Raw genomic sequence first — 13164 nt, 5'->3', positions numbered from 1 at the left:
ATTATTATTTTAATAATGCATTTGTTCTCTTAAATGCTTCTTCATCTTTGTAATCTAACCAAGCTTGCCCTTTTCTTTTTCGCATCCAATTATCATAATTGCGAATGAAGAACATATTTTTAAATCCTTGAAAGAGATTTTTTGGGTTTCCTGCTAACGCACGAAGACTAACTGAGAATCCCGGTGTTAAATATTTCATGTAATGCCACCAACCTTCGGGCATATATAACATTTCACCATGTTGTAAATTGGTAATGTAAGGTCGTATTTGTTTTAATGCCGGAAACTTTTCAAAATCAGGATTGTCAAAATCAATATCTTCATTGCAAATCCACGAATAAGGTAGTCGATACATGTACTTTGTGTCTTTTGGATCTACTAAAACACATTGTTTTTTACCATCAAAATGGATGTGAAAAATATTTGATAAATCAATATCATAATGCATAAAAACTTTAGCATCTTCACCACCAAAAAATACTAAAGGTAAACTTTTTATTAATCGTATTCCTAATTTTGGCCATCTCATATCTGATTTTAAGGAAGGAACATCCTTCATCAAATTATATAAAAAAATGCGAAGATCTGTTGGTCCTTTTCTGAGTAAATCAATATAATCAGACATACTCATTTTAGAATCGGGTTCATTTACTTTTTTGGTGTAGTCTGTTTTCCTACTATCATAAAGTGGAACAATTTTATCACCTGCGACTTCTCTGATATATTCTAAATTCCATTTGGTAAATGCTGGCCAATCTTCAATTTGATTTGTAATTACAACAGGTTTTTGGGGTTTGTAATAATTTTTTATAAACTCCTCTTTGGTTAACTTTTCAACTCTTTCAATTTCTATATAATCAAACATACTAAATTGTCATTTAAAAAAATAATACTTGTCAATCTCAAGAATTAAAATTATAAAATTGACCTATAATTAATACTAAATTAACATTTTTTTTATAAAAAAAGCTGTCTAAATTGACAGCTTTCTGATATTGGCAATGATGCTAGCTATTTTTTTTCAAGTAGTAGTATAGATTCAGTAGTATCAATAGCAACTTTACCATCAATAACTTCTGATGTTATTCCAGAATATGCATCTTTTACTTTTGTGCCGTTTTCGAAAATAGTTCCAACAGAAATTTCTTTTTTTCCGATAGGCAAATCTAAACCAACAACAACTTTGTCAGAATAATTTCCATTAGAATAGTCACGACTAAATACATAAGGAGAACTCGTAATTTGTTTGTGAATTCCTGCACCAACCGATGGATGATTATTTCTAAATTGTCCCAATTTTTGCCAATGGTTTAATACTTTGAACGTCATTTTATTGGTTTTTAAATCGTTCCAATTCATCATTGAACGTAAAGTGGCATCGCCATTTGTTCCTTCAATATCTAAAGACCGAGCAGTTTCATCACCATAATATACTTGAGAAATTCCAGGAGTAAGCAATAATTTGGTTCCAGATTCAAATGTTTTTTCACGTTTTTTGTCAAAAGGATATCCGTCATCATGAGACGAAACGTAGTTCATAACCGTTTTTCCTTTTAAATCATTTTGAAGAATATTGGAATATTTTGAAAACAATTCTTCGTAGTTCATTTTGGCTTCATTTCTAAAATCAAAATTGATTAAACTAGTAAACCCGTTGGCATAATAGTCTACTTTTTTATCGCCATAATCGTATAATCTTTTGCTTCCAATGTTGTAACCATAAACTTCTCCAACAGTAAAAAAAGCATTATTATCCAAAACTTTTGATGGATTTTTAGCTTTAAATTCTGCAAAAGTCATTTCGCAAACTTTTCCAAAATCATACCAAACATCCTCTTTAGTATGTTTTACAGTATCAACACGATAGGCATCAATTCCGAAATCTAAAATATAATCGGCTAACCATTTCATAATGTAATATTTTGGTGCTCTTGGATAACCTGTTTTTTTGAAAAATGTATCCAATTCGGCAACTTCTTCTTCATAACGACCTTCTTTTTTCCATTTTGCAATCAAAAATGGTGGTAATTCAACATTTTCTTTGCTTTCTGTTTTAACGTCAAAAAGTCCAGTTACTAAAGTGCAATTGATATTAGTATCATACGAATTGTATTTGCAATTTGGAGTTGAACGAACCCAATCATCAGGATATTTTTCGTCTAATTCTGTGGCGTGACCAGTGTGATTTATAACTGCATCAAGCATAATTCTAATTCCTTTTGCGTGTGCTTTATCAACCAATTCTTTTAAGTCTTCGCGAGTTCCATAACTTGGATCTAATGCGGTCCAATCTTTTGTCCAATAACCGTGAAAACCATAAGTATTTCCTGTTCCTTCATCAACTGAACCGTGAATTTGTTCTACAACAGGCGTCATCCAAATGGCATTGATTCCTAAATCGGTAAAGTAACCTTCGTCTAGTTTTTGAATCACACCACGAATATCACCACCTTCAAAACCGCGCAATTTTGCAGTAGGTTTATCTCTTTTAATTAAAGCATTGTTGTTTGGATTTCCATCCAAAAATCTATCGGTTAATAAGAAATAGACATTGGCACTTTCCCAAACGAAAGGTGTTTTGGTTTTTTGAGTATAAGTTACCTCTTTGCTTGTGTTACAACTTGAAAAAGCTACTAATGCAATGAGTAAAAAAGATATTTTTTTCATAATTAAAGGGTAATTGTGATATCGGTTTTATAGTTGGTGTGGTTGTATTTTATTTCTAACGATTTTGTTTTTAGATCATATTTATAATCAACTTTGTTTCCGTTGATCAAAATATTTTTAGGTTTGTTTTCAAATTTGTAGATAAAAATTGTTCCGTCTTTTCCTTTGGAAAGTAGTTCTTGATTTTCTGTTTTACTTTCCAATCTAATAAAAAATTGATTCTTAATTAATTCGGTAGAACAATTTAAAATTTCGTGATTTTTAGCATCAATAAAGTTATCTGGTGTTTTTCCATCGTCAAAATAAAATTCTCTTTCACTTGATGATTTTCCTTCAAAATAAAAATGTAAATCCAAGTCAGAATTATCATATTGATTCGTATTTTGAACCAATTTTGTAATCGGATAAAATACGTTTCCACGGACAAATGTTGGAATGTTATTTTTATTTAATTCTACTTTTTGAGTTGTTCCAGCATCGTATTTTTTTCCAGTGTAGAAATCATACCAGTTTGAATTTTTCGGAAAATAAACTTCTTTCTGAGTTTGCCCTTTTTCTGTAATTGGATACACTAAAAAATCATTTCCCCAAAGATAACCGTCAGCTTTTGAAAGTAATTCTTTGTTGTTTGGTTCATTAAAAAATAAAGGTTGCATTAATGGTTTGCCAAATGTTGAATTTTCGTACGCCAAATTGTAATTGTAAGGCAGTAATTGATAACGTAATTCAACAGCTTTCCTCGCAATTTCTTTCGTGTCAACGTCTTTATAGGCCACTTCTGATGCTACATCTTCTTGAGCGTGCGGACGAAAAATTGGGTTGAAAACTCCATATTGCAACCAACGCAGATACAATTCGTTATCAAAATAATCTCCGGCAAAACCACCTAAATCACTGTGCATATAAGCCATTCCTTGCATTCCCATTTGAAGTGCAATTTCCATTTGGCTTTGCAAGCCGCCCCAACTTCTTGAAACATCACCACTCCAAGGAATCATTCCAAAACGTTGACTTCCAGAATATCCAGAACGCATTAAAATGAATGGACGTTGATTAGAAAAATCTTTTTTGTAACCATCAGCAATTAACTTTGCCCAATTGTGACCGTAAACGTTGTGAATTTCATCCGCTGTTCCTGAAAAGGTATTGGCATAAGAAGGAAAAACTTCAGGTTCGCCTAAATCACCCCAAAGTCCGCCAACTCCTTGATTTATTAATCGTTTGTAAACATTCCAAAACCATTCTTTTCCTTCGGGTTTGAATACGTCAACAATTCCGGTGTTTCCAAAATAGAAATCCCAAGTGGCAGGCTTTCCATCTTTTAATGTTGCTAAGACTTTTTTATCAACTGTTTCTTGCCATTTGGATGATGTTGTAAGGATAAAAGGTTCTGTTATCAAAACGGTTTTTACACCTTTTGCATTCAAATCTGAAATCATTTTATCTGGATTTGAGAAGTTATCTTTATCCCATTCTAGATTACCCATTGTGCCTTGAACTGTTTTTCCGAACCAATATAAATCCAGAATTATAGCATCGACAGGAATTTTACTTTCTTCAAATTTTCGGATGGTTTTTTCAACTTCTTCTTGTGTATGATAACCAAAACGAGAAGAGAAATTTCCTAATGCCCAGCGTGGAGGCAAAGGTTGTTTTCCGGTTAAATCGGTGTAGTTTTTTACTAAATCTTCCCAAGAATTGCCTACAATTACTTGATACGTTTTTCGTCCTGAAATTGTCTCATATTCTAAAGTATTATCTTTTTTAGAATCTAAATCCAAATATCCGATGGCTTCGTTATCAAAATGAACAGCATATAATTTGGAAGATAAAGCCAATGGAATACAGAAATTCATTAATTCGGCACGTGTTTCATAACCATATTGCGCTCTGTTGTAAAGTGCTAATTTGTTGCCACGACGATTCATTCCTAAAGCTCTTGCGCCTCCACCGTAAAGTACTTCATCTGATGAAATATTGAATTGTAAAACTTCGGTAGAATCGGCTGTAATGTTCCCTTTTACATTATCTAAAGGAATGTGTTTGCGTTTTAAATAACCTGATTTTTCAGAAATAATTTCTACGTTATTATTTAAGTAGGATATTTTAAATGGAGATTTTTGGATTACTATTTTTAAATTATTTGATTTGGAACTACATTCAATGGCGTTTTTATTTTCTTTGAAAGAAATATTTTTCAATTTATTTTTTAAAACAACTGCATCTGAAGGCTTGTTATTTTTTTCTCCATTTGATGTAAATGAAGTTTCAATAATTTTATCATTTAGAAAATTTATTAAATAATTTCCATCTGAAACTTTAATCGAAAACCCACTAGAAAGTTTTTCGATTTTAATGAATTTTCTATCTGCATTTTGAGCAAATGAAATTGTTGATATAAATAGTAGTGCAAATAGTTTTTTCATTTTCATTGTTTATTTTTCAAACATAAATTCTATAGGAATATTTATTCGTTTTTGCCAAGAAGCTTCCGAATGATTTTCTCCTTCAAATTTGAGACTTTTATAATTCTTTGTTGTGTATCCTTTAGCTTGCAAAACTTCATCCACTCGATATTCATATTTTAAATAACTTGCGTCAAGTGTTTCTGTTCCGTAATCAAAGTAAATTTTATGATTTTTTGGATCAGGTAAATTTTTCTGCATATAAGTAAAAAAACTTTCTGGAATTGGATTGTTTTCAAAATCTCTAAATCCAACCCAATGTGTTGATAAACAACTCGCTTTTCCAAATACATTTGGATATTCACAAATGGCATACATCGAAATCAATCCACCCATACTTGAACCCATAATTCCTGTGTGTTCAGCATCGGTAAAGACAGAATAATTTTGATCGATATAAGGTTTTAATTCCGAAACTATAAATTGAAGGTAATTATCAGAATTTATCTTTTTGTCATCAAATGGAAATTTTGCCTTTTTTACTTCTGTTTGAATTTGTTCTTGAATTTCTTTTGATAGTAATTGGTAAGGTTTGTTTGGATATAAATCCATATGACGCAAGTTTGGAATATTCCAAATGGCAACAATAATAATATCTTGAATTTTATTTTCAGAATTTAATTTTGAAATTACTTCATCAACCATCCATTCTTGTTTATTCCAAGTTGAAGAGGCATCAAAAAGCATTTGTCCATCGTGCATATACAAAACGCTATATTTTTTATCTTTAGAATAATTGGATGGTAACCAAACATCAACGGTTCTCGGAACAATGAATTTTGTTGGAAAACTATCAATTCGATTGATAATTCCTTCAATTTTTTCTTTGTTAATGATTTGATGACTTTCAATTTTGCTTTGAGCAAATGAAAACGTTGTGATTAATATTAGTAAAACAATTTTTTTCATTTTCATTTTCATTTTTTTAACCATTAAGAGATTAAGAAAATTAAGTCAAACCTTAATGCAACTTAATACCTTAATGGTTTATTATTTACTTTAATTCTAAAATTAAAACTGATTTTCCTTCAAGTTCAATATCATTTTTTAAATCAAATGATTTTTCAGAGATAACATCTTTTCCAGATTTAAAGTTTTTAATGTTTTCTTGAAATCTTGAAGTTTTGATGGTTTGTTTTTCATTGGTGTTATTCATCACAACCATTACAGCTTCTTTTTCATCATATCTAAAGTATACATAAACGTTGTTTTCTGGAACGTAATGCGTAGTTTTTCCGTTGTGAATTACCGATTTTGTTTTTCTCCAATTGAATATTTTAGAGGTAAAATCAAAGAATTTTTGTTGTTCTTCTGTTCTTTCTGATTTTGTGAATGCATTGTTTTTATCGCCATTCCAACCGCCAGGAAAATCTCTACGAATGTCACCATCGCCCACATTTTTGCTTCCTGCCATTCCAATTTCTGAACCATAATATACTTGAGGAATTCCGCGAACAGTTGCAATTAGGGAAACCGCCATTTGGTATTTTTTGAAATCATTTTTGTATAAATCATTCAATCGATTGGTATCGTGATTTTCAAAAAACACTAATAAATTATTGATGTTCGGATATAAGAAATCGTTGTTGAAATTCTCATACACTTTTACCAAACCGTTTCTCCATTCTTGTTTGTCTTCATTGAATGTTCCGTTTGCAATAGCATCTTGCAAAGTAAAATCCATCACGCTTGGTAAATTGGAATTGTAACTTTGAATAGCACCTATTTTACTGTCTTTTTGCCAATAAGCCATTTGCGCTTGATCGTACATCCAAACTTCACCAACCACATTAAAATTTGGATATTCATCGGTTATGGATTTCGTCCATTTGGCAATAGCAGTTTTATCGTTGTAGGAATATGTATCTACTCTAAATCCATCTAGGTCAGCGTATTCAATCCACCAAATAGCGTTTTGTGTCAAATAGTTTAAAACTAAAGGATTGGATTGATTTAAATCGGGCATTGATTTTACAAACCATCCATCCATACACAAATCGAAATCTTTTTTAGAAGCATTGGTATCAAATTGTGTACTCATTCTGTAATTAGTTTGAGCATAACCCGGAAATTGATGAATCCAATCATATGTTGGTAAATCGCTCATCATCCAGTGTTTATAACCCCAATGATTGGTTACATAATCCATAATATTTTTCATTCCACGCTTGTGCAATTCAGAACTCAAACGAAGGTAATCTTCATTGGTTCCAAAACGAGCATCGATTTTGTAAACGTCCGATTGTCCGTAAGTGTGATACGAACCTCTGTCGTCATTATCTTCACAAAGTGGAGTTGGCCAAATAGCGGTTGCTCCAAGTTCTTTGATATAATCTAAATTTTTAATCATTCCTTCAATATCGCCGCCGTGTCTGCCATTTATGTTTGTTCGGTCTGCTTTTTCAGTAAGAATTTTATCAGAATCGTTATTTGGATTACCATTTGCAAATCGGTCAGACATAATTAGATAAATCATATCTGAACTATCGAAACTTTTTCTGTTTCTAGAATTTTCTCTTCGAGATTTTAAAGAATAATTTTGTGTAAACGACTTGTTTTTGTTTTTGAAAGTAAAAACTAAATCTTGAGCAGAAATATTTTTAGTGTCGATGGTTACGAAAACGTAGTTAGGATTTTCGGTTTTTTGAATGCCTTTAATTACAATTCCATTGGAAACTGAAACTTCATTTTGAGCAATGTTTTTTCCGTAGAACATTATTTGAACATCAGAAAGATTCATATCACTCCACCAAAAAGGCGGTTCAACTCGGTCAATTTGAGCGAAAGTTGACGATGATATTAAAAGTAAAAATAGAAGGAGTTTTTTCATTGTTAAACCATTAAGATATTAAGATATTAAGATTCATTAAGATTTATTCGTCATCAAGCATTCGGTAATAATCGTTCACGAAAGGCTTTGTTGATTTTGTAATATTTGTAGTTTTAAAATTGATTAATAATCCTTGTGGGACTTTTAAAATATTCATATAGGTTAAAATTATTGCTTCGTGTATAGGTTCAAATTTTTCAACAGTTTTTAATTCAATAACAATGCAATCGTTAACTAATAAATCAAATCGATATTCTTTTTCTAATATTAATTCATCATATTCTATTTTAATCGGAACTTGTTGTTTAACATCAAATCCTTTTTTTAATAATTCATATTTTAAACATTCTTCGTATATACTTTCTAACAAACCAGGACCAAGTTTTTTATGAACTTTTATGGCACAACCCACAATTTCGTAGGATAGTTGTGTTATTTCTTTCTTAGTCATTTTGAATATTTTTTATAAATCATAAAGGTATTAAGAAAATTAAGAAAAAAACTTAATGAAACTTAATACCTTAATGGTTATATTTATAAAATAGTTTAAAAAATTATACTGTCACCAAACTATTCGGCTCCACTAAAACTTCTTTTCCATTGACGAAAACAGATATCTCCTTGCTTCCTTCTAATGAAAATTTAGTCTCATTTTGAAGCACTTCAACTTTTAAAATTTGATTTCTGAAGTTGATTTTGAACGAATAGCCTTGCCATTGTGATGGGATTTTAGGTTCAAAATGTAACGCGTCATTTTTAACACGCATTCCACCAAAACCTTCTACAATACTCATCCAAGTTCCAGCCATTGATGTGATGTGACAACCTTCTTCAACCTCTTTATTATAATCATCTAAATCTAAGCGAGATGTTCTTAAGTAAAATGTGTAAGCTTGTTCCATTCTATCAAGAGTTGCTGCTTGAATCGAGTGAACACAAGGTGAAAGCGAACTTTCGTGAACAGTAAATGGTTCGTAAAAATCGAAATGTTTTTCTAATTGCTCCTTGGTAAAATGATCTTCAAAGAAATAGAAACCTTGTAAAGTATCCGCTTGTTTTATGTATGGTGAACGCAAAATTCTGTCCCAAGACCATTTTTGGTTAATCGGACGTTGGCTTTTATCTAAATCGTGCACTTTTACTAATTCTTTGTCCAAGAAACCATCTTGTTGTAAGTAAACGCCATATTCGTCCGAATAAGGGAAATACATATTATCGGCAACTGCTTTCCAATGTGAGATTTCTGCTGCATCAAGATTCACTTTATTCATAATGCGAGCAAAATCAGAACTGTATTCTTTTTCTATTTTATTGATTTGCTCGATAGTGTAATCAATACACCATTTGGCCAAATAATTAGTATAGAAATTATTGTTTACGTTGTTTTCATATTCATTTGGACCTGTCACTCCAAGAATCACATATTGATTTCTGTAAGTAGAGTAGGTTGCTCTTTGGTGCCAAAAACGTGCAATTCCAATCAGAACTTCTAATCCTTTTTCAGGAATATAAGAGTAATCTCCAGTAAATCTAAAATAATTAAATATCGCAAAAGCAATCGCACCGTTTCTATGAATTTCTTCAAAAGTGATTTCCCATTCGTTATGACATTCTTCGCCATTCATTGTAACCATTGGATACAAAGCAGCTCCGTTTTTGAAACCTAATTTACCTGCATTTTCAATCGCTTTATCCAATTGATTGTATCGGTAAGTCAATAAATTTCTTGCAACTTGTTGGTCTTTCGTAGCCATATAGAAAGGAATGCAATACGCTTCGGTATCCCAATAAGTTGAACCGCCGTATTTTTCTCCTGTAAATCCTTTCGGACCAATATTTAAACGAGAATCTTTTCCTAAATAGGTTTGATTTAATTGGAAAATATTGAAACGAATTCCTTGTTGTGCTTTTACATCACCATCAATAGTAATGTCGCTCATTTCCCAGATTTTTGCCCAAGCTTGAATTTGATTTTCTTTTAAATTAGAATAACCTATTTTCAAACCTTCCGAAATTACATTTTGAGCAGCAACTTGTGTGTTTTCGTGATTTAATGAAACTGTATAACCACCTAATTTTTGAATAGAACCTGTTGCGTCTTTCGAAACATTGATTTCATAGGTGAATTGTACTTTTTCATTATTTTTCTCCACATTTGATGGAGTTGCGTTTGTGTTTGAACCATTTATCAAAATAGTATTTTGCATAAAAGTGGTTGCCGTGAAATGAGTTTTGAACGTTCTTGCCGTTACAAAAGCTTCATTAGCTGTATATTTTACTTCTAATGGTTCCCAAAATTTTTCTTCCCAGTTAGCATCTTCGTTTTGAACTCCGGAGTCAACATAAGGTTTGAAAACAATTTTAGCATCACCATTTAAAGGTGTGATTTCATAATTAATAACGCCTAATTCGTCATTGTCTAACGAAAGAAAACGTGTTATATTTACAGATATATTCAGTCCGTTTTGTAAAATTGCTTGAAACGAACGGTAGTAAACACCTTCTTTCATATTCAATTCACGCTTAAAATTATCAACCGATTGACATTTGGCCAAATCTAAATTTTCGCCATTGATTTCGATATCAATTCCAATCCAATTCGGAGCGTTTAATACTTTTGCAAAATATTCGGGATAGCCATTTTTCCACCAACCTACTTTGGTTTTATCAGGATAATAAATTCCTGCAATATAACTTCCTTGAAATGTTTCGCCTGAATAATGTTCTTCAAAATTGGCACGTTGTCCCATAGCACCGTTCCCGATACTGAATAAACTTTCAGACGATTTTACTCTTTCTACATCAAATCCTTCTTCAATGATGGACCAATTGTCTGCTTTGATATAATCTTGGTTCATTTTATTTTAAGTTTAAAAGTTTAGGAGTTTAGAAGTTTAAAAGTTGAATCTTAAACTTTCAAAATATCTATTCTCTTTTTTCTTTATTCTATTTTCTATTCTCTAATTTATCAACGATTCAATAAAAGAAACATCAATAAATGTAAAATCTTTAAATATATATTTTGCTTCGTGCAATGTTGTTGCTTCTCCAATCCCAATGCTAGTCATATTTGCAATATTAGCAGCTTGAACTCCTGCAACTGAATCTTCAAAAACTATTGAATTTTCGTTTGTTGCACCTAATTTTTTTGCTGCTTGAAGAAATACTTCTGGATCAGGTTTTGCATTGGAAACATCATTTCCATCAACGATTGCATCAAATAGATTTATAATTCCTGTTTTTTCTAAAATTGGTCGTGCATTTTTACTTGCAGAACCCAATGCAATTAGTTGATTTTTATCTTTTAAATAGTGCAATACAGGAAGCACACCAGGTAAAATTTCACTTTCATCAATATCTACCAAATAGGATAGATAATCTTCATTTTTTTGGATAAGCCATTTGTTTTTGTCTTCTTGAGAAGCTTGAATTCCTCCAAGTTCTAAAATAATATCAAGAGAACGAACTCGGCTAACTCCTTTTAATTCTTCGTTGTGTTCGGGTGTAAATTCGATGCCTAGTTCTTGAGCTAATTTTTGCCACGCCAAAAAATGATATTTTGCTGTGTCAACAATTACTCCGTCAAGGTCGAATATGAATGCTTTTTTGTTATTCATTTAAATTAATTTTCGATTCGTCATTAATGGTTAAAGCTATTATTCCTGCAAGAATCATAGATGCTCCACCAATTAATAAAGCGTAAATCGGTTCGCTGTTAAAAAATTTGGAAACTAAAAATCCTAAAATAGATGCTGCTACTAATTGAGGAATTACAATAAAAAAGTTAAAAACTCCCATATAATAACCCATCTTACTAGAAGGCAAAGAGCCTGAAAGCATAGCATAAGGTATTGATAAAATACTTGCCCAAGCAATACCAACGCCAATCATAGGTAGCCATTCCATTGTGAAAACTGTCGGTTCAGAAATAAAATATACAGATATTAAACCTAATCCTCCACAAACTAATGCTACGAAATGAGTAAATTTTCTGCTAGTATATTTTGCTAATAATGGTAAAAGAAATGCTGCAATAGCTGCAATTAAGTTATAATTCGCAAACATTTCTCCAACTTGATTTGCTCCAGTATTGTATGCGTCAGAAGTTGTATCTGTTGTTTTGTAAATGTGTTGTGTAACGGCAAGAGTAGTGTAAATCCACATTGAAAAAAGTGCAAACCAAGAAAAGAATTGTACCCAAGCCAATTGTTTCATTATTTTTGGCATAAACTGAAAATCGTTCATAATAGTAACAAAACCATTTTCTGTATTGTTTGTTTTTTGCAATAATCCTGAAATTAGCATTGCAATTCCGCCAAGACCAATTAGACCAATAGAAAGAACGTATAAATCTTTTTTCAAGTCATAATTATAAATTGCAAATGAGAATAATGCGCTAACTACTAAAAACAATAGTCCTTTGCTAAGATGAGAATTACCATTTGTTACAAACCATTCTTTAGAATGTGTTTCTTTTTGATAAGTTTCCTTATTATGGTTTTCAAAAGCTTCTAATTCTTCTGGTGAATATTCTTTAGAAGTTAAAACTGTCCATAAAACGGTAATTAGGAAAGCAATTCCACCAAAATAGAAGGAATATTTAACAGAATCAGGAATAATTCCTAAAGGTGCCGTGTTACTTACCCCAAAATGAGTAAAAATCAACGGAAGTTTTGAAGCAAAATAAGCACCAATTCCAATAAAGAAACTTTGCATTGCAAAACCAGTCGTTCTTTGTGAATCGGGTAAATTATCACCTACAAATGCACGAAAAGGTTCCATTGAAACGTTAATAGAGGCATCCATTATCCATAACATACCTGCAGCAAACCACAACATAGGCGAATTGGGCATTATAAATAAAGCAGCAGACGCTAAAATTGCACCAGCAAGAAAATAAGGTTTTCTTCGGCCTAGTTTTGTCCAAGTTCTATCTGAAAAATAGCCGATAATTGGTTGAATTATTAGCCCAGTCATTGGTGCAGCAACCCACAAAATAGGAATGTCGTCTATGTTAGCACCCAGTGTTTGAAATATTCTGCTAACATTAGAATTTTGAAGGGCAAAACCCATTTGTATCCCTAGAAATCCGAAACTCATGTTCCAAATTTGCCAGAAACTTAACTTACGCTTTTCCATTATCGTAATTTAGAGATTAGAAATACGATAAGCTAGATGCTTATCAAAACTTATTTTTTGTTT

The 13164-nt window shown here is 31.5% G+C and carries 9 protein-coding genes; all 9 read right to left on the bottom strand.

Features of this window, described 5'->3' with window-relative positions; genetic code table 11:
- Positions 1-4 precede the first annotated feature (4 nt).
- Entirely contained in the window at positions 5-865 is an 861-nt protein-coding gene (locus tag Q0050_RS07575; RefSeq protein WP_298393870.1) for a cupin-like domain-containing protein, read from the bottom strand.
- Positions 866-1011: 146 nt separating this feature from the next.
- Positions 1012-2667 carry an alpha-amylase family glycosyl hydrolase gene (locus tag Q0050_RS07570; RefSeq protein WP_298393868.1) on the bottom strand — a complete coding sequence of 552 codons (1656 nt, stop codon included), beginning with the start codon at positions 2665-2667 and terminating at the stop codon, positions 1012-1014.
- Positions 2668-2669: 2 nt separating this feature from the next.
- Complete coding sequence (locus tag Q0050_RS07565; RefSeq protein WP_298393867.1) at positions 2670-5093, bottom strand: TIM-barrel domain-containing protein; 2424 nt, start codon at positions 5091-5093, stop codon at positions 2670-2672.
- 9 nt (positions 5094-5102) lie between these two features.
- Complete coding sequence (locus Q0050_RS07560) at positions 5103-6041, bottom strand: alpha/beta hydrolase-fold protein (protein WP_298393866.1); 939 nt, start codon at positions 6039-6041, stop codon at positions 5103-5105.
- 85 nt (positions 6042-6126) lie between these two features.
- Positions 6127-7962 carry a glycoside hydrolase family 13 protein gene (locus Q0050_RS07555; protein ID WP_298393864.1) on the bottom strand — a complete coding sequence of 612 codons (1836 nt, stop codon included), beginning with the start codon at positions 7960-7962 and terminating at the stop codon, positions 6127-6129.
- Between the two features lie 43 nt (positions 7963-8005).
- Positions 8006-8413: a GxxExxY protein gene (locus tag Q0050_RS07550; RefSeq protein ID WP_298393863.1), complete on the bottom strand. Its 408-nt coding sequence runs from the start codon at positions 8411-8413 to the stop codon at positions 8006-8008.
- Positions 8414-8516: 103 nt separating this feature from the next.
- Entirely contained in the window at positions 8517-10820 is a 2304-nt protein-coding gene (locus Q0050_RS07545; protein ID WP_298393861.1) for a glycoside hydrolase family 65 protein, read from the bottom strand.
- 102 nt (positions 10821-10922) lie between these two features.
- Positions 10923-11579 (bottom strand): beta-phosphoglucomutase, encoded by a 657-nt coding sequence (pgmB, locus tag Q0050_RS07540; protein WP_298393859.1) that lies wholly within the window; start codon positions 11577-11579, stop codon positions 10923-10925.
- Positions 11572-13101, bottom strand: a complete 1530-nt coding sequence (locus Q0050_RS07535; protein ID WP_298393857.1) for an MFS transporter — start codon at positions 13099-13101, stop codon at positions 11572-11574. The genes pgmB and Q0050_RS07535 overlap by 8 nt, the downstream gene beginning before the upstream one ends.
- Between the last annotated feature and the right edge of the window lie 63 nt (positions 13102-13164).

Source organism: Flavobacterium sp. (assembly GCF_027483985.1).
Classification (GTDB): Bacteria; Bacteroidota; Bacteroidia; order Flavobacteriales; family Flavobacteriaceae; genus Flavobacterium.
Note: the sequence above shows the minus strand (reverse complement) of the source record. Positions and strands in the feature narration are given on the sequence as shown.